At 73.5% G+C, this 16,146-nt stretch carries 18 protein-coding genes; 6 read left to right on the top strand and 12 right to left on the bottom strand.

Going from position 1 to position 16,146, the window contains the following annotated elements:
- Nucleotides 1-126 precede the first annotated feature (126 nt).
- Nucleotides 127-2,010, bottom strand: a complete 1,884-nt coding sequence (locus tag ACIOSR_RS12710; RefSeq protein WP_402752798.1) for a DEAD/DEAH box helicase — start codon at nt 2,008-2,010, stop codon at nt 127-129.
- Nucleotides 2,011-2,454: 444 nt separating this feature from the next.
- A complete protein-coding gene (locus ACIOSR_RS12705) occupies nt 2,455-2,856 on the bottom strand; it encodes a hypothetical protein (protein ID WP_402752797.1) in 402 nt (133 codons plus the stop codon).
- A 146-nt stretch (nt 2,857-3,002) separates the two neighbouring features.
- Between ACIOSR_RS12705 and ACIOSR_RS12700 the strand changes: the two genes are divergently transcribed.
- On the top strand, nt 3,003-3,335 hold the full coding sequence (locus ACIOSR_RS12700; RefSeq protein WP_402752796.1) for a hypothetical protein: 333 nt from the start codon (nt 3,003-3,005) through the stop codon (nt 3,333-3,335).
- A 57-nt stretch (nt 3,336-3,392) separates the two neighbouring features.
- Here the strand turns inward: ACIOSR_RS12700 and ACIOSR_RS12695 are convergent, their stop codons facing one another.
- A complete protein-coding gene (locus tag ACIOSR_RS12695; RefSeq protein ID WP_370516211.1) occupies nt 3,393-3,992 on the bottom strand; it encodes a DUF1684 domain-containing protein in 600 nt (199 codons plus the stop codon).
- A gap of 251 nt (nt 3,993-4,243) precedes the next feature.
- Between ACIOSR_RS12695 and ACIOSR_RS12690 the strand changes: the two genes are divergently transcribed.
- A complete protein-coding gene (locus ACIOSR_RS12690; RefSeq protein ID WP_402752795.1) occupies nt 4,244-4,747 on the top strand; it encodes a nucleoside deaminase in 504 nt (167 codons plus the stop codon).
- A 67-nt stretch (nt 4,748-4,814) separates the two neighbouring features.
- Here ACIOSR_RS12690 and ACIOSR_RS12685 read toward each other — a convergent pair whose 3' ends face one another.
- Nucleotides 4,815-5,303, bottom strand: coding sequence for a hypothetical protein (locus ACIOSR_RS12685; protein WP_056043741.1), 489 nt, complete (start codon nt 5,301-5,303; stop codon nt 4,815-4,817).
- 87 nt (nt 5,304-5,390) lie between these two features.
- Here ACIOSR_RS12685 and ACIOSR_RS12680 point away from each other — a divergent pair, with 87 nt between their 5' ends.
- On the top strand, nt 5,391-5,987 hold the full coding sequence (locus ACIOSR_RS12680; RefSeq protein WP_402752794.1) for a hypothetical protein: 597 nt from the start codon (nt 5,391-5,393) through the stop codon (nt 5,985-5,987).
- 48 nt (nt 5,988-6,035) lie between these two features.
- Nucleotides 6,036-6,341, top strand: a complete 306-nt coding sequence (locus ACIOSR_RS12675) for a DUF427 domain-containing protein (protein WP_056043735.1) — start codon at nt 6,036-6,038, stop codon at nt 6,339-6,341.
- 226 nt (nt 6,342-6,567) lie between these two features.
- Here ACIOSR_RS12675 and ACIOSR_RS12670 read toward each other — a convergent pair whose 3' ends face one another.
- The 8 genes from ACIOSR_RS12670 to ACIOSR_RS12635 all read right to left on the bottom strand — a co-directional run bounded on the left by ACIOSR_RS12670 (nt 6,568) and on the right by ACIOSR_RS12635 (nt 13,750).
- On the bottom strand, nt 6,568-7,212 hold the full coding sequence (locus tag ACIOSR_RS12670; RefSeq protein ID WP_285062304.1) for a CGNR zinc finger domain-containing protein: 645 nt from the start codon (nt 7,210-7,212) through the stop codon (nt 6,568-6,570).
- Between the two features lie 73 nt (nt 7,213-7,285).
- Nucleotides 7,286-7,741, bottom strand: coding sequence for a SprT-like domain-containing protein (locus tag ACIOSR_RS12665; RefSeq protein ID WP_402752793.1), 456 nt, complete (start codon nt 7,739-7,741; stop codon nt 7,286-7,288).
- A 21-nt stretch (nt 7,742-7,762) separates the two neighbouring features.
- Nucleotides 7,763-9,019 carry a hypothetical protein gene (locus ACIOSR_RS12660; RefSeq protein WP_402752792.1) on the bottom strand — a complete coding sequence of 419 codons (1,257 nt, stop codon included), beginning with the start codon at nt 9,017-9,019 and terminating at the stop codon, nt 7,763-7,765.
- A gap of 151 nt (nt 9,020-9,170) precedes the next feature.
- Nucleotides 9,171-10,379, bottom strand: a complete 1,209-nt coding sequence (locus tag ACIOSR_RS12655; RefSeq protein WP_402752791.1) for a PQQ-dependent sugar dehydrogenase — start codon at nt 10,377-10,379, stop codon at nt 9,171-9,173.
- A gap of 152 nt (nt 10,380-10,531) precedes the next feature.
- Nucleotides 10,532-10,936 carry a flagellar assembly protein FliW gene (locus ACIOSR_RS12650; protein ID WP_123571326.1) on the bottom strand — a complete coding sequence of 135 codons (405 nt, stop codon included), beginning with the start codon at nt 10,934-10,936 and terminating at the stop codon, nt 10,532-10,534.
- The gene (gene flgL / locus ACIOSR_RS12645) at nt 10,933-11,817 is read right to left on the bottom strand and encodes a flagellar hook-associated protein FlgL (protein WP_402752790.1); all 885 of its coding nucleotides are present in this window, start codon (nt 11,815-11,817) and stop codon (nt 10,933-10,935) included. The genes ACIOSR_RS12650 and flgL overlap by 4 nt, the downstream gene beginning before the upstream one ends.
- Nucleotides 11,818-11,820: 3 nt before the next feature.
- Nucleotides 11,821-13,245 (bottom strand): flagellar hook-associated protein FlgK, encoded by a 1,425-nt coding sequence (gene flgK / locus ACIOSR_RS12640; protein ID WP_342211762.1) that lies wholly within the window; start codon nt 13,243-13,245, stop codon nt 11,821-11,823.
- 1 nt (nt 13,246) lies between these two features.
- Nucleotides 13,247-13,750: a flagellar protein FlgN gene (locus ACIOSR_RS12635; RefSeq protein WP_056043714.1), complete on the bottom strand. Its 504-nt coding sequence runs from the start codon at nt 13,748-13,750 to the stop codon at nt 13,247-13,249.
- Nucleotides 13,751-14,218: 468 nt separating this feature from the next.
- Between ACIOSR_RS12635 and ACIOSR_RS12630 the strand changes: the two genes are divergently transcribed.
- Complete coding sequence (locus ACIOSR_RS12630) at nt 14,219-15,040, top strand: sigma-70 family RNA polymerase sigma factor (RefSeq protein WP_056043710.1); 822 nt, start codon at nt 14,219-14,221, stop codon at nt 15,038-15,040.
- A gap of 116 nt (nt 15,041-15,156) precedes the next feature.
- Nucleotides 15,157-15,981, top strand: a complete 825-nt coding sequence (locus tag ACIOSR_RS12625) for a flagellin (RefSeq protein ID WP_274598573.1) — start codon at nt 15,157-15,159, stop codon at nt 15,979-15,981.
- The last annotated feature ends 165 nt before the right edge of the window (nt 15,982-16,146 follow it).

Here is a 16,146-nt window from a genome sequence, read left to right as displayed (position 1 = left end):
GCCCCCCCGCCCCCCCCGGGGCGGGCGCCCCCCCCCGCCCCCCCCCCCCCCCCCCCCCCCCCCCCGCCCCCCCCCCCCCCCCGCGGGGCCCCCCCCCCCGGTTCGGGGGTGTGGCAGCGGGTCGGGTCAGCGACCGCCGCGCTGGCCGCCGCCGGTGCGGGCCTTGCCGCCGACGAGGCCGCCGACCTTGAGCGAGCCGGGACGGCCGCCCTCGGACGAGGCGCGGCGTCCGCCGCTGCGCTGGCCGCCGTCACGCTGGCCGCCCTCGCGCGAGCCGCCGAGCGACGCGGCGAACTCGGCCTGGTCGTTGCGGACGGCGTTGGTGCGGCTCTGGCCGCCGTCGCTCTGGGTGCCGCTGCTCTGGGCGCGGCGACCGGTCTGGCGGGTGCCACGGGTCTCGTCGCGAGCACCGTCGCGCGTGCCACGGGCGTCGTCGCGGACGGGCGTGGACGAACCGCGGCCCGACTCGGTCGAGTAGAAGGTCGAGGCGCCACCGCGGGGAGCGGCGTCGCGGCGGGCGCCGTCGCGGCCACCCTGGCGGCCGCCGTCACGCGAGCCACCCGAACGACCGGCACCGGCACCGGCGCGACCGGCGTCGGAACCGCGACCCGCGCCTCCTTGGCTGGGGCGACCCGAACGGTCCTGGCGGGCGATGGGGTTGCCCTGCGAGTCCTGACGGGCGGCGCGCTTGCGCTGGGCGTTCGCGCCCTGCGAGCGTCCACCGCCACCCTGCTGCTGCTGCTGGACGGCAGCCTTGGGCGAGGGCTTGACGTAGGCCGCGACCTGGCCGACGAGGGCGTCGACCTCGGGCGAGTTCGGCGTCACGGCGGTGATGGTCGGGCGGATGTCCGCCTTCTTCATCAGCTGGGCGACGTCGCGCTTCTGGCTGGGGATGACGAGGGTGACGACGTCGCCCTCGGCTCCGGCGCGGGCGGTGCGGCCCGAGCGGTGCAGGTACGCCTTGTGCTCGGTCGGCGGGTCGACGTGGATGACCAGCTCGATGTCGTCGACGTGCACGCCACGGGCGGCGACGTCGGTGGCGACGAGCACGCGGGCCGAACCGTCCTGGAAGGCGGCGAGGTTGCGGTCGCGCTGCGGCTGCGACAGGTTGCCGTGCAGGTCGACCGAGGGGATGCCCGACTCGGTGAGCTTCTTGGCGAGCTTCTTCGCGTGGTGCTTGGTGCGCATGAAGAGGATGCGACGACCCTGGCCGCTCGCGAGCTTCTGGATGAGCGCGTTCTTGCTGTCGACGTCGGGCGTCTCGAAGACGTGGTGGGTCATCTTGGCGACGGGCGAGTTGGCCTCGTCGACCGAGTGCAGCACCTCGTTGTGGAGGAACTGCTTGACCAGCTTGTCCACGCCGTTGTCGAGGGTGGCGCTGAAGAGGAGGCGCTGGCCGTCGTTCGGGGTGGCCTTGAGGATGCGCGTGACGCCGGGCAGGAAGCCCAGGTCGGCCATGTGGTCGGCCTCGTCGAGCACGGTGATCTCGATCGCGTCGAGCTTGACGAAGCCCTGCTTCATGAGGTCTTCGAGGCGGCCGGGGCAGGCGATGATGATGTCGACGCCGGCCTTGAGGGCCTGCACCTGACGGTTCTGCGAGACGCCGCCGAAGATCGTGGTGGTGCGCATGCCGTAGGCCTCGGCGAGCGGGGCGAGGACGGCGTCGATCTGCGTGGCGAGCTCCCGGGTGGGGGCGAGGACGAGGCCGAGGGGGCGTCCGGCGCGGCGGTTGCCGCCGGCCAGCTTGCCGCCGAGGCGCGCGGCCATGGGGATCGAGAAGGCGAGGGTCTTGCCCGAGCCGGTCTTGCCGCGGCCGAGGACGTCGCGGCCGCCGAGCGTGTCGGGCAGGGTGTCGACCTGGATCGGGAACGCGGTGGTCTTGCCCTCCGCGGCGAGGGACTTCACGATCGGGGCGGGCACGCCCAGCGAGCTGAAGGTGACGGCGTCGGCCGTCTCGTCGACGCTCGTGGCGCCGGTGGTGTTCTCGGTGTCGAGGGTGTTCGTTGACATGTGGTGCACCTTTCGGGGCATCGGTGTCGAGCCGGGCCGAGGCTGCCTGGCCGCCTGCTGGTGAGGAGGCACGTCGGGGACGTGCTCGCACGAGGGCGGGGCAGTGCCGGGAGGACGGCTGTCGTAGCCGGGCTCGAGGTGTGGCGACGGTGCAGGTGTGCACGATCGTTTCGCCGCAGAGTGAGCTTCGCGCGCCTGCTGGTCTGCCTGGGTGTGTGCCAGGACGGAGAGGCGGTGAGGGGCGTGCTACGACGCAGGGAGCCGATCGGGCCGGCTCGCAAGTGACCCCAGCCTAGCGGCTGGCGCCGGAAAACGCGACGGGTGTGGTGTGCACAGCCGTGCGGGGCGCCGCGTGGCGGTGCCGGGGACGAGCCGAGGAGGCGCGGGTCGTCCCCTCAGGACGCCTCGCCCCCACCGCGCCTCCTGACCTCCGACGACCGTCCGCTACGAGAACAGGCGCCGGATGGCCTTGCCCAGCGCCGTGCGTCGGCGGTGCCAGCCGTGGGCCTCGAGCGTGCGCTTGACCGGGCCGACGACCTTCGCCGAGTTGAACGTGTACGAGCCGCTGACCGAGCCGCGCTGCCGTTCGACGCCGATCTCGGACCTCTTGTACTCGGAGGTCTCCGGGATGAGCGTGATGCGCAGCCGGTACGACTGCTCCCGGCCGCCGAACGGCCCGGACGCCTTGTCGTAGACCCAGGTGAAGACGATGCGTCCGTCCTCGATGCTCGTGGTGAAGGGGTGCTCGGGTCGCGAGCCGAGGTCGAGCAGCGCCTGCGTCACGACCTCAGGGCTCGAGGGGCTCGAGGGGCTCGACGGGGTGGTGGGCGGCGTCGTCGGGGTCATGATCCGACGCTAGTCGACGTGCGCGCCGGGATCGACCTGTCGTTCTACCGGTCGGACGACGTGGTTGGCTACACGTCGGGGGCGCGTGGCCCGCGGCTCCGGGGGCACACACCGCGGTCTCCGCCTCGTCCGGAAGGTCTGCACCCATGCGCACATCGACAGTCGTCTCGAGCGTGATCACCGCCTCCGTCCTCGCGACGGCCCTGGTCGGATGCACCGCCTCGGCCTCGATCGACCGGACCGTGTCGTCCAGCGCCTTCGCCACCACGGTCGCCGACGCCCTCGAGAAGGAGGTCGGCATCCGGCCCGACGTCGACTGCGGCGACGACGCGGTCTCCGTCGTCGACCAGGAGGAGGTGCACTGCGACGTCAGGACCCCGGGCTCCGACGTCGTCTACGACTCGGTCTCGGTGATCAGCACGGACGGCGGTGACGACTACGGCGTCGCGGTGGAGGTCGACTCCGAGCCGAAGGGCTAGGCGCGCATCCCCCCCCGCGGGGTTCGAGCGGTGCGCGCGTCCGCCCGCGGGCCCCGATCAGTGCGCGCGCCCGTACCGTTCGCCGACGGGGATCTCGACCGCGACCGTGTTGCCGGGCTGGGCGAGCGGGCAGGCCCAGGCGGGGTCGTAGGCGCAGCTGGGGTTGTACGCGAAGTTGAAGTCGAGCACGATCGTGCCGGGTTCGCCGCCGGCGCCGAGGTCGGCGCCCTTGACCGAGTCGATCAGGTAGCGCCCTCCGCCGTAGGTGCCGCCGGGCTTGCCCGCCAGCGCGTCCTTGATGGGGATGAACAGGCCGCCGGCGTACTGCGCCAGCTTCCACACGTCGAGGCTGCCGACGCCGGGCACGTCGGCCACGCCGACGAGGTCGAAGAGCACGTCGCCGTCGGTGCCGGTCTCGACCACCATGCGTCGCGGTTCGGCCGGCTCGACCGACACCTCGAAGCGCCAGGCCGGGTCGTACGGCTTCGTCGGCAGGCCGGTGAAGTCGGGGCGGTCCTCGGGCAGCAGCGGGGTCGAGGGGTGCGTCGAGAACAGCTCGTCGCGGGTGCGTCGCCACAGGTCGTGCGCCGCCGCCAGGTCGGTCGCCTCGCGCACGTCGCGGTAGAGCCCGTGGATCGTCCGCCGCCACGAGGCGATGTCGAGCGCTCCCTGGGCGGGCGTCGGGGCGGAGCTGTCGGCGGCGTCGGCCGTGGCCTCGGCAGAGGCGTCGACGCCGGTGTCGGCGGTGGTCTCACCGGTGGACGAGGAGGTGCGGGTCGGGTCGGTCACCTCTGCCACCGTACGCAGGCGGTCGCCCCGCCGCCCGTGGCTCGCTCACAGGCAGGTCGCCCGTCCACAGCTCGCCGTCCCGGCCGCGGCGGACGGTGCTCCCTGGCTACGCTCGCCCCATGACGACCGACACCACGACCCCTGACCCCACCGTCACCCCGGCCGACCTGGCGCGGTTGCACCGCGCCATCGAGGTCGCGCAGCAGGCTCGCGACCACGGCAACCATCCCTTCGGTTCCCTGGTGCTCACGGCCGACGGAGACGTGGTCGAGGCCGAGAACACGGTCGTCACCGAGGGCGACCCGACGGGCCACGCCGAGACGAACCTCGTCCGGCTCGTCGCGCAGCGCTTCGACAAGCCGACGCTCAAGGCCGCGACCCTCTACACGAGCACCGAACCGTGCGCGATGTGTTCCGGAGCGATCCACTGGGCCGGCATCGGCCGGGTCGTCTACGCGCTCGCCGAACAGCAGTTGCTCGGCATGGTCACCGAGCAGGAGGGCGAGTCGACGCTCGACCTGCCCTGCCGCGAGGTCTTCGCGCGTGGGGGAGGCGCGGTGTCGGTGTCGGGGCCGGCCCTGTTCGACGAGGCCTCGGCCGTGCACGCCGGCTTCTGGGGCTGACGCGGAGCGGTCGACCTGCGACGGCCGACCCGCGACGGCTGAGTGCTGCTGCGGACCGCGGCGCGGGTCAGACGTGCTTCGGGTGTGTCGACGCCCCGCGCCAGGTCGGGGCGAGGGCCTTCATCCGCAGGGCGCGCCACTGCCAGGTCGCCCAGAGCCCGGGCCAGAGCACGAGGCCCAGCGCCCCGGCGTGGAACTCGAGCCGGTCGCGCAGCAGCGTGTGGCCCGGACCGTCCGGCACGACGGCCATCCGGTGGTTGATGCGCATCCGGGCGAACTGGCCGCTCGTGCCCCGTCCGGTGTCTCGCTGGATCCACGCACCGTCGCGTTCGTGCCAGTCGAGGTCGACGTGCGTGCTGCCGAGCGGCAGGACGCCGAGGATGCTCGCCGACACCGGGTGCGCCTCCTCGGTCCAGCGGTCGGGGAAGCCCGACGGCGACTCGGACCGGTAGACCACCAGCGGCTTCGTCACGGCGACCATCACCCGAGGGTCGCGCAGGGCGTCGGTCGCGACATCGACGGGGCAGGCGAGGCGGAGCTTGAGCTGCACGTGCATGCTCCGATCCAACTCCCGCCGCCTGATCGCACGTCACGTCGCGTCACGCACGGGCGACGTCCGAGTGCGGCTGCCTACGCTGGTCGGATGAGTCCGCACGGCCAGCAGAAGTACCAGGTGAGGTTCGACCACGGCGTGGCCGGAGCCGCCCGCATCGCCCCGGGCGCGCACGTCCTCGTCGTGGTCGACGTGCTCGACGGGCACGGCACGCTGACGCGGGACGAGACCGTGCGCGTCGTCGCCGGTCTGCCCGAGGTCGCGAGCGGGGCCGACGTCCTGGTCGTCACCGGCGCCGGGGCGGCACCCGAGGTGGCCCGGCACGTGGTCGAGCGTCAGGCCCGACGGGGCGACCGTGCCCTCGTGGCGATCGTCGCCGCGGGGGCGGTCGAGGCGGACGGGTTCCGGCCCGCCGTCGAGGACCAGCTCGCCGCCGGAGCGGTGGTCGACGCGCTCGCCGCGGTCGGCATCGACTTCTCGTCCCCCGAGGCCGCCGTCGCCTGCGCCGCCTCCGGGGCGCTCGCCCGGGCCTCGTCGCACCTGCTGACGGCCTCGGCCTCGGCGGCCGAGCTGGTCGCCACCGACCGGGGCGACGTGGTCGACGCGGCCCGCGCCTCCTCGTCCTCCGCCGCCCTCGCCGTCGTGGCCCCGTCGGGCTCCCGAGGGGAATTCACCCCCTCGGCGTAGCGTTGCGGCCAGAGCGACCCGAACGTCGCCCCGACCGCAGGAGGAACCATGAAGGCAGTGCTCACCGACGGAACCGTCGTCGCCGAGGCCCCGAGGGACGAGCTGATCTCGATCGAGGGCAACTGGTACTTCCCGCCCGCGAGCGTGAACTCCGACCTGCTGACCGAGAGCCCCACCCAGTACCACTGCCCGTGGAAGGGCGACACGCAGTACTTCAGCGTCACGTCGGGCGACGACCTGCTGCAGGACCGTGCCTGGAGCTACCCGACCCCGATCCCGACCTCGTTCGACCGCGTCGGCAAGGACTACTCGGGCTACGTCGCCTTCTGGAAGGACGTCTCGGTCGTCGACTGACCGACCGTCGCCTCCGTGTTTGGTGCGGCCCCCGGCGGGGCCGCATCGCTCACGCCGCCACGTACTCGACAACCCGCCACCGAATCGCGTGGCGGGTTGTTCCGTTCGTGGTGGGGAGAGGGGCAGGGAGCGATCGTGGGCGGCAGGTCGGGGCGGCAAGCCGAAGCGGTGGCCGAGCGGGGCGGCCCGGCGACCGGAGCGCACGAAAGGCCAGCGCGGCTCCTGCTCAGCCCCTCGCGGCGCGGGCCCGGTGCGCCCGGACCTTGGCCCGGTTGCCGCAGCGCTGCATGGAGCACCAGCGGCGGCTGCCCGCGCGCGACTCGTCGAAGAAGACGAGCCCGCACGCCTCGTTCGTGCACCGACGGAGGCGCGAGTCCGGTCCGCCGACGAAGCCGACGGCCGTGAAGAGGGTCACCGCGTCGCGCGCGACCGACGCCATCGCCTGCCCGAGCCGCAGGCGCCCGGCCCCGGCCTGGCGTCGTCCGCCCTCGAGCGACGGCGGGACGTCGGGCAGGGCCGCGAACAGGTTGAGGGTGTCGACGTCGTCGGGGTCGGTCGAGGTGCCGTCGGCCGCGGCGACCGCGAGCCGGGCGACCGCGTCGCGCAGGCCCCGGGCGTCGGCGAGCTCTCGGTCGCCCGCCGAGCCCGCGATGCCGTCGAAGCGCTCGCCGATCCAGTCGTCGAGGTCGGCGGGCAGCAGGAGGCCGTCCCAGGGGGTCGACCCGTCGGCGGGCAGGTCGAGGCCCGACTCCGGGCCGAACCGCGACCCGGCACGGAACCCGCCGAGGTACGCGAAGTCGAGGCTGAGCGCGCCCGAGTCGAAGAACCACCGGGTGTCGGTGTCGGATCTGAGCCACTGTCCGGTCTGCACCTGACCACCCTAACCGGTTACGCGCCTCCGGGCGGCCCTCGTCCCGCCCGGACCGGGCCCGGGAGGCGCGGTGTCAGACCGCGCGCTTCGTCCAGGTGATGAGGTGGGCCGGGTCGTACCGCCGCGAGCACTTCCCGCAGGCGAGGGGTCGCGCCGGTTGGCGGTAGCGGAAGTGCTCGTGCCCCGCCGGACAGACCCCTACCCACGGGGCGAGCTCGCTGGCGATGGCTCCGTCGTGCAGGCGCGAGCCGACGTAGCCCAGGTCGGTGGCGACGGCCCTCCACCGGGGACCGTGACCGGCGCGGGAGCCGGCGAGGGCGTGCGCGACCTCGTGGAGCAGCACCTGGTGGATCTCGTCGTCGTCGTAGCGTCCGGCGAGGTGCCGCGAGACCGTGATGCGCTTGGTCGTGTAGTTGCACAGGCCCGCGCGCGTCTTGGCGTTGTCGAAGCCGAAGGTCCACACGGCGGGGTCGAGGTGCAGGTCGATGAGCGCGGCGGCCCAGCGCCGCACCCGGTCGAGGTCGGCCACGTCGAGGTCAGGAGGCGCGGGTCAGCGCCGCGGGAACGGCCAGGTGGTGGGCTCGTCGTCGCGCGGGAGGCCGTCGACCACGCCGGTCACGCCGGTGCCGCCCGTGCGGGGCCGGTCCCCGGTACGGCCCTCGTCGGCGCCGCGACGCTCGGCGTCGCCCCGCCGCTCGGCGTCGAACTCGTCGGAGTCGCGGTCGCGGTGACCCGCGGCGCGCTCGGCGAGGTGGCTGATCTTGCCCCAGAGCCCACCGTCGCGTGGTGCGGCCGGAGCCGTCGCGGCGACCTTCTCGGCGCGGGCGGCGGCGGCCTCGGCCACCGGCGACGCGGCGGCCTCGTCGGGCATGGACTCGGGGTCGAAGCTGATCGCGGCGGTGCGCGCGGCGTCCATGGGCTGGCGGGCGGGGACGACGTCGGCCCCCGCGCCGTCGCCGGCGGCCGCGGCCGCGGTGCCCGCGGGCACCTCCGGAGCAGAAGCCGGGGCGGGAGCGGACGCCGGCGTCGACGTGGGCGCACCACCGTAGAGCGAGGCGATGCCGTCGAAGCGGGGCACCTGGGTCCGGCCCTGGGATCGGGCCGGGGCAGGGGCCGACGTCGGCGCCGCGGTCAGGGGCTGGAGCGGCACCGGGTTCGTGTCACCCACGGCCGGGGCCTCGAGTCGTGCCTGCGGGCCGGTGTCGCTGAGGTAGGCGCGCATGACGCCCTCGATCGCGACGCGCAGGCCGTTCGTGCGGTCGCGCGGGGCACCGGATGCCTCGTACGCCTCGAGCGCCTTGGCCAGGGTCTCGCGCGCTTCTTCGTTGCGGCCCAGGTCGTAGAGCGTGTAGCCCTCGAGCTCGGCGGCGGCGGCCTCGAGCTCGCGCCATTCTTCGGTGGCGGCCGTGATGCGGCTGGTGTGCAGGTCGTTCAGCGCACGGTCGAGCTTGCCCTGCTCGCGGAAGATGTGGGCCCGTCGGATGCGGGCCGCCGTCGAGTCGGCCCGGTCGCCGGTGAAGTGCGCCAGACGGAACGCCTCTTCGGCGATGGCCAGGGCTTCGTCGAGGCGGCCGAGCAGGCGCAGCAGGTCGGCGCGCTCGCCGAGGGCGGCGGTGCTGCGGCTCTGGCCCAGGGCGGCGAGGCGGGCCTCGGCGACGGGCACGTCGACGGCCGTGCGCAGGCTGACGGGGTCGAAGCCGCCGGCGCCACCGGTCCCGCGCACGACGGGCGCGGCGAACCCCGGCGGCACGGTCTGGGGGCGGGCGCTGCCGGGTGCTGTCGTGTCGGGTCGGTCGTGCTGGCTCATCGAGTACGAGGGTAACCGCCCGGCCCCCGAACAGGCCGCGCGGCGCGCAGCGTGTGAGCGAGTGTCGGGGCCGGTGTGCGAACCCGACCCGCGCCTCCTGGGGCCGGTGTGCGGAACCCGACCCGCGCCTCCTCCGGTGGCGCCCGCCGGGTCAGGGGGCCGGGGTGAGGGGGACGCTGACGATGCGGTCGTCGCCGGCGCTCGGCGTGCCACGCCCGTCGGTGTTGTTCGTCACGAGCCAGAGGGTGCCGTCGGGACCGGGCAGGACGTCGCGGATGCGGCCGAGCGACCGGTCGCCGGCGAAGAGTTCGGTCGGCACGGCCTCGGAGCCGGGAGACACCTGGATCTCGAACAGCTTCTCGCCGCCGAGCCCGGCCAGGTAGAGCGTCGTGCCGACCGCCGTGAGGCCGCTCGGGCTGGCGTCGTCGGTCGACCACTGCAGCACCGGGTCCGCGAAGCCCGCGACGTCGCCGCGCCCCTCGACGTCCGGCCAGCCGTAGTTCGCCCCGGGCTCGAGGGCGTTGAGCTCGTCGTAGGTGTTCTGCCCGAACTCGGCCGCCCAGGCGGCGCCGGTGGCGTCCCAGGCGATGCCCTGCGGGTTGCGGTGGCCGAGCGAGTAGACGAGCGACCCGGGTTCGGGGTTGTCGTCGGGCACGCCGCCGATCGCGGTCGCGCGCAGCACCTTTCCGCCGAGCGAGCCGGGGTCCTGGGCGTTCGGCCGCTGGTTCGCGTCGCCGGTCGTCACGTACAGGGCCCCGTCCGCGCCGAACGCGATGCGGCCGCCGTCGTGGTTGCTCGCCCTGGGGATGCCCGTGATCACCGTCTCCTGCTCGCCCAGGCCGTACGAGCCGACCTCACCCGTGATCGGCGCGCGCACGACGCGGTTGTCGTCGGCGGTCGTGGCGTAGGCGTAGAGGTACGACGGCGATCCCGCGAGCACGGCCAGGCCGAGCAACCCGCCCTCGCCCTCGTGCACGACCCCGCCGATGGTGCCGGCCTCGCGCGTGCTGCCGTCGGCGAGCAGTTCGAGCACGGTGCCGGTGTCGCGCAGGCTGACGAACGACGACCCGGTGTCGAGTCGCACGACCGACCAGGGGGCGGCCAGGTCCGTGGCGACGTCGGTCGTCACGGCGTCGGCCGCGACGGTGACGGCGGTCGCGTCGGCGGTCGGCGCGACCGGACCGGGTCCGGCGGCGGCCGTCGGGTCGGTCGGGGTCTCGGACGCCGGACGCGTGGCGGCCGGACCGCCCGAACCCGGGGCGTCGTCCCCGGTGGTGCAACCGACGAGCAGGACGGCGGTGACCGCCGCCATCGTGCCGACGGCGAACCGGTGCCGTGTGGTGCGGGGTGTCGTGATCATGATCGCGCCTCCTGCGTCCCAGGCAAGCCGATGGGCGCGACGGCCGCATCGGTCGTCACCACACCGTGACCGCCTTCGCAGCCCGTGCCCAGCCGAGGGGCGACCCGGTGCCCGGCCGACGGGCGAGCTCGTGCCCTACCACCGGCAGGCGACTACGCGCGGGGGCTCAGCTCGGCGCGCAGCGGCCAGTCCTGGCCTTCGAGGATCAACTGGGCGCCCGCTCCGGTGCGCACGTTGACCACGATCGGCGCGAGCAGGTTGACCGTCATGCCGGTGGACGCGGGTGTCGCGACGACGAGCAGCAGGGCGTCGGCGGCGTCCTGCAGGTCGAGGGTGGCGGACTGGTCGTCCGACACGACGGGCGAGTAGTCGGGCAGGTGCACCGACGCGTCGAGCACGAACAGTCGCACCTCGGACCCGCTCGCCCGCAGGGCGAAGAGCCCGTGGGCGCCGTCGATGCGCTCGAGCGAGAAGTCGGTGAGCGGCTCGAGACCGAACGGAGGCGCGACGAACGTGACGACGGAGCCCGCGACCTCGCGGGCGGCGTTCGCGCTCATCGGAGGAAGTCCATCAGCGTGGGCTGCAGCACCTTGGCGGTGACCGCGAGGGCCGCCTGGTACGAGGTGTTCTGCATCTGCAGGTCGAGCACGGCCTCGCCGAGATCGAGGTCCATGATGCCGGCGCGCTGCGCCTCCAGCGTGGTCTTGGTGTCCAAGAGGGTGTCCTCGGCTCTCAGGATCTGGGACTGTCGTGCCCCGATGTCGGACTGTACGCCGCGCACGGCCGTCAACCGGGCGTCGACCTCGGTGAGCCGCGTGCCGACGTTGACGCCGGCCCGCAGGTCGGCGGCGATGCGGTCGAGCATGCTGAAGACCGAGTCGGCGCCGGTGCCGAAGGCGGCGGCTCCGTCGGCGTCGACGCGCACGTCGGTCTCGACGCCGATCTGGCGGGTGACCGACGAGCCCGGGGTGCCGGTGTAGCTGAAGTCGGGGCGGAAGGCGACGCCCGCGTCCGACGTGCCGGCGAAGACGCTGCGGCCGTTGTACGAGGTGTTCGCCACGGCGAGCAGGTCGGCCTTGAGACCGTCGATCTCGGTCGCGATGGCGTCGAGGGCGGGTTGCGACAGCGCGCCGGTGTTGGCGCCCTGCACCGTGAGGTCGCGCACCTTCTTGAGCACGTCGTCGGTGGACGACAGCGCCGAGTCGGCCAGCGAGAGCCACCCGTTGCCGTCGCCGACGTTGCGGGAGAACTGCACGTTGGCCGCCTGCTCGGCCTTGACCCGCAGGGCGTCCGCCGTGCCGGCCGGATCGTCCGACGGCTTCGAGATGCGGTCGAGGCTCGCGGCCCGCTGCTGGGCCTGGTCGACCCGGTACGAGCTGGTCTGCAGGTTGCGCTGCGCGGTGAGCATCGCCATCTGGTTCGTGGTGCGGGTGATCATCGGTTACCTCCCGACCCGTCCCATGCCGTTGATCAACGTGTCGAGCATCTCGTCGATCGCGGTCATGACGCGGGCCGCGCCCTGGTAGGCGTGCTGATAGGTGAGCAGGTTGACGTTCTCCTCGTCGAGGCTGACCCCGGCGGTCGAGAGCTGGCGCCCCTTGGCGGACGTCGCCGCGAGGTCGGTGAGGGTCGAGCGGTCGGCCTCGGTGCGGGCCGTGGCCCCGATCGTGCTGACGATCGAGCCCCAGGCGCGGTCGGGCGATCCGGTCGAGAGGCCGATCCGGCCGACGGCGCGGGCGATCGACCCGTCGAGGGCGCCTCCCGTGCCGTTGCCCGACGCGATGGTCGAGGCGCCGGTCGGCAGCACGGTGAGGCCGCGCGCGGCGGGGACCCCGGCGGTGAGGGCGAAGAAGTCGTGGCCCGTGGTGCCGTCGGCGGTCGTGCCGGTCGCGTGCACGGCGTTCACCTGGGTGGCGAGCTGGGTCGCGAGGGCGTCGTAGCTCGCGGCGGCCTCGGCCAGCACCCCGCCGGTGCCGCCGGGCGCGGCCGGGGCGAGCACCGACAGCGAACCGGCGATGCTGCCGCCGTCGAGCGAGATCGGGTCGCCGGCGCGGTGGGTCCACTCGAGCGAGACCCCCGAGGAGGCGGTGGCCAGCGTGTAGTCGCCGGTCACCTTCACCTGGCGGGCCGAGTCGCCCGACACCAGGGCGTTGCCGCCGACCAGGACGTCGACCGTGCCGTCCGCGTTGTCGCGCACCGTGCCTCCGGCGAGCGTCGCGATCTTCTCCGTCAGTGCCGAGCGGGCGTCCACCAGTTCGTTGGTGCTGACGCCCTGCTGGGTCGCGGTGCGGATGCGCACGTTGAGGTCGGCCACCTGGGTCGCGGCCGAGTTGAGCTGCGAGGCGAGGCCGTCGAGCTGCTGACGCTGCGAGGTCCACTGGTCGTCGACGGCCTTGTAGCCGGTCGAGAGGGTCTGGGCGATCGTGTTCGCCTGGCCGAGCAGGACGGCCGCGGGGGCCGCGGCCGAGGGGTCGTTCGACACGTCCTGCCAGGCGGACCAGAACTTCGTCAGCTGCGAGGCGATGCCGGTGGTGCTGGGCTCGTTCAGGGACGACTCGAGGGCGGCCGTGACCGACGCCCGCACGCCCTGGTAGCCGGCTGCCCCGGCGGCGCCGCGGACCTGGGCGTCGGCGAACCGGTCGCCGATTCGGGCGATGCCGTCGACCGACACGCCCTGTCCGGGCTGGACGCCGTTCGAGAACACGCCCACGCGGGCGGCCGCCTCGATCGAGGACTGCGTGACCCGTTGCCGCGTGTAGCCCTCGGTGTTGACGTTGGCGATGTTCTGGCCGACCACGTCGAGCCCGGTGCGGGCCGCGGTCAGCCCGCGGTAGGCGGTGGCCAGGCTGCCGAAGGTGCTCACCACGTCAGAGCCGCCCGTCGAAGAGGTGACCGCCGGAGGCGCTGGCCGAGCTCGCGTGACCGGTCTGGCCCGTCGCGTCGTACGTCGCGGTCGCGGGGCCGGTGGACGCGGTGGCCAGGGTCTCCTGCGTGGCGCGGGCGGCGGCCCGCAGGAAGCGTTCGTTCTCGTCGCGCAGCTGGGCGATGCGCCCGGTCAGCTCGGTCATGGCGCGGAGGTGGGCGGTGAAGATCTCGCCCCACGGGCCGGACGGTGCCGCGGAGATGATCTCGCGCAAGGGGGCCTCCTCGTCGGTGCCCCACTCGCGGGCGACGGCCGACACCTCGACGCTCCGCTCGAGCCCCGCGGAACGGAGGCGACCGAGCACCTGCTCGACCTCGCGCGTGGCGTGGTCGACCCAGCGGCTGCGGCCCGCGGTGAGCAGCAGTTGCTCCTCCTCGAGCTTGAAGGTCAGCAGCTCGAGCAGCTCGCGCTCTCGCCAGAGCAGCGCGGAGAGTTCGTTCGCGCCCATGGGGGCCTCCTCGGTCGGTCGCATCGGGGTGTCGGGTTCGTCGTCCGTCGGCGAGGAGTGCCCGGCGTCCTCTGCACCGGTGACTATCGGCGGAGGCGCGGGGCCCGTTAGTCATCGGCCCGAACCCTGCGCCTAGCCTTAAAGCACCGCTCGGAGGAAGGGGCGTTCCGACCCAGTACGGGGGTGAGGGCACGAGGTGTGTCCCCCGAAGAGATGACGGTCGTTCCCCCGCACTGGGGGCAGTCCCGGCCTGCCGCCGCCCCCCTCCGGCTCGGTAGCGTTGCAGAGCAGCGACGGGCCCCCGACGGGTCGGTCGCCACGCATCATCTGCGGTCCGGACGACGTCTCGTCCGGTGCACCGCGCCTCCTCGGCGAACCCTGTCGACGTGCCCTGATCAGAGGGCCGTTCGTCGCGCCCGGAGTCACGATCACCGGACCACGAGGTCCCCTATCGCACTGGGAGTCGCGATGAACCGCACCGAACGGAACGCCATGGTGGTGGAGAACCTGCCACTGGTCGGCTACCTCGTCTCGGAGGTCTGCGCCCGCGCCACCCACCTGTCGCGTGACGACCTCGCCTCGGTCGGGGCCGTCGCCCTCGTCCAGGCCGCCGACGCCTTCGACCCCACGCTCGGCATCCCGTTCGGCGCCTACGCCCGCACCCGCATCGTCGGCGCGTTCGCCGACGACATGCGCTCGGGGGACTGGGCCAGCCGCGGCACCCGCAAGCGCATCAAGGAGACCCTGGCCGTCCAGGAGGCGCTCACCGCGACCCTGGGACGCGCCCCGAGCGTCGACGAGATCGCCGGTGCCCTCGGCGTCGACCGCCAGACGGCGGCCGGTGCCCTGACCGACGCGGCCCGGACCGTCTCGGCCCTCGACGACACCGTCGCCGACCACCTCGCGGCCGACCTGCCGCTGCCCGAGGAGAACCTGCTCGTCTCGGAGCGCAGCCGTTACGTCGCCGCCGCGGTCGAGGCCCTGCCCGAGCGCATGCGCCTGATCGTCGAGGGCGTCTACTTCGGCGACCGCACGGTCACCGAGATCGCCGACGAGCTCGGCATCACCCACAGCGCCGTCTCGCAGCAGCGCACCGAGGCGGTCCGCCTGCTGCGCGACGCCCTCGAGTCGCACTACGCCGACGACCCCGACGCCGAGTTCACCCCGGTCTCGAAGACCGCGCCGGCCCGCCGCAGCGCCTACCTGTCGCGCGTCGCGACGAACGCCGCCGTCGGCATCGCCCGCGCCATGCGCGAGCCCGACGCCGCCGGCATCAGCACGGCGGTCTGAGATCGCCCGAAAAAACTTCTGCGGCTGACTTACAGCCGCGGTCGACCGGCCGACAGTAGCCGGTGTCAGCCCACGGATGGGCCGACGAACACCACCCAGTCACGGAGGAGAACACCATGGGTATGCAGATCAACACCAACCTCGCGGCCAACAACACCTACCGCAACCTCAACAGCACGCAGAACGACCTGTCGAAGAGCCTCGAGAAGCTCTCCAGCGGTCTTCGCATCAACCGTGCCGCTGACGACGCGGCGGGTCTCGCGATCTCCGAGGGCCTGCGCTCGCAGGTCGGCGGACTCACGGTGGCCGCACGTAACGCCCAGGACGGCATCTCGGTCGTCCAGACCGCGGAAGGCGGCCTGACGGAGGTCCACTCGATCCTCCAGCGTGTCCGCGACCTCGCTGTCCAGTCGGGCAACGACTCGAACAACGCCGACGCTCGTACGGCGATCCAGACCGAGGTCACGGCCCTCGGCGACGAACTGACCCGCATCGGCAACTCGACCAACTTCAACGGAATCGACCTGCTCAACAGTGCCGGCTCGCTGACGTTCCAGGTCGGAGCCGGCTCGACGGCTGCGAACGACCAGATCTCGGTGAACCTCACCGACATCACGGCCGTCGCGACCGCCGTCAAGGCGCTCACGTTCGACTCGTCGGCCAACGCCCTCACCTCGATCGCCGCCATCGACACGCAGATCAAGGACGTGTCGTCGGCTCGTTCGGAGCTCGGTGCCGTGCAGAACCGCTTCGAGCACTCCATCGCGTCGACCAACGTCGCGAAGGAGAACCTCACGGCGGCTCAGTCGCGCATCCGCGACGTGGACATGGCCGAAGAGATGGTCAAGTACACCCGCTCGAACGTGCTCAGCCAGGCCGGCACCGCGATGCTGGCCCAGGCGAACCAGAGCAGCCAGGGCGTGCTGTCGCTCCTCCGCTAGTCGTAGCCGAGGAGGGTCCCGAGCTCCCAGCCCGGGCCTGACCCACCACCTCACCGCGGTTCGAGACCGGGTGGCCTCGACGGTGCAGCTGATCCTGCACCGTCGGGCCACCCGGTCTCAGCGCTCCCCCCCCCCCACTTCGATCTGCCCCACGGTCCGACCCGG

Origin of the sequence: Frigoribacterium sp. NPDC087798, from assembly GCF_044742985.1 — a bacterium.
Lineage (GTDB): Bacteria > Actinomycetota > Actinomycetes > Actinomycetales > Microbacteriaceae > Frigoribacterium.
Note: the sequence above shows the minus strand (reverse complement) of the source record. Positions and strands in the feature narration are given on the sequence as shown.

Bases quoted from the DNA above. Each gene is read 5' to 3' on its own strand.
- ACIOSR_RS12625 (WP_274598573.1), top strand. From the start codon at position 15,157: ATGGGTATGCAGATCAACACCAACCTCGCGGCCAACAACACCTACCGC.
- ACIOSR_RS12675 (WP_056043735.1), top strand. From the start codon at position 6,036: ATGAAGGCAGTGCTCACCGACGGAACCGTCGTCGCCGAGGCCCCGAGG.
- ACIOSR_RS12655 (WP_402752791.1), bottom strand. From the start codon at position 10,379: ATGATCACGACACCCCGCACCACACGGCACCGGTTCGCCGTCGGCACG.
- ACIOSR_RS12685 (WP_056043741.1), bottom strand. From the start codon at position 5,303: ATGCACGTGCAGCTCAAGCTCCGCCTCGCCTGCCCCGTCGATGTCGCG.
- flgL (WP_402752790.1), bottom strand. From the start codon at position 11,817: ATGATCACCCGCACCACGAACCAGATGGCGATGCTCACCGCGCAGCGC.
- ACIOSR_RS12700 (WP_402752796.1), top strand. From the start codon at position 3,003: ATGCGCACATCGACAGTCGTCTCGAGCGTGATCACCGCCTCCGTCCTC.
- ACIOSR_RS12690 (WP_402752795.1), top strand. From the start codon at position 4,244: ATGACGACCGACACCACGACCCCTGACCCCACCGTCACCCCGGCCGAC.
- ACIOSR_RS12650 (WP_123571326.1), bottom strand. From the start codon at position 10,936: ATGAGCGCGAACGCCGCCCGCGAGGTCGCGGGCTCCGTCGTCACGTTC.
- ACIOSR_RS12710 (WP_402752798.1), bottom strand. From the start codon at position 2,010: ATGTCAACGAACACCCTCGACACCGAGAACACCACCGGCGCCACGAGC.
- ACIOSR_RS12630 (WP_056043710.1), top strand. From the start codon at position 14,219: ATGAACCGCACCGAACGGAACGCCATGGTGGTGGAGAACCTGCCACTG.
- ACIOSR_RS12635 (WP_056043714.1), bottom strand. From the start codon at position 13,750: ATGGGCGCGAACGAACTCTCCGCGCTGCTCTGGCGAGAGCGCGAGCTG.
- ACIOSR_RS12680 (WP_402752794.1), top strand. From the start codon at position 5,391: ATGAGTCCGCACGGCCAGCAGAAGTACCAGGTGAGGTTCGACCACGGC.
- ACIOSR_RS12705 (WP_402752797.1), bottom strand. From the start codon at position 2,856: ATGACCCCGACGACGCCGCCCACCACCCCGTCGAGCCCCTCGAGCCCC.
- ACIOSR_RS12660 (WP_402752792.1), bottom strand. From the start codon at position 9,019: ATGAGCCAGCACGACCGACCCGACACGACAGCACCCGGCAGCGCCCGC.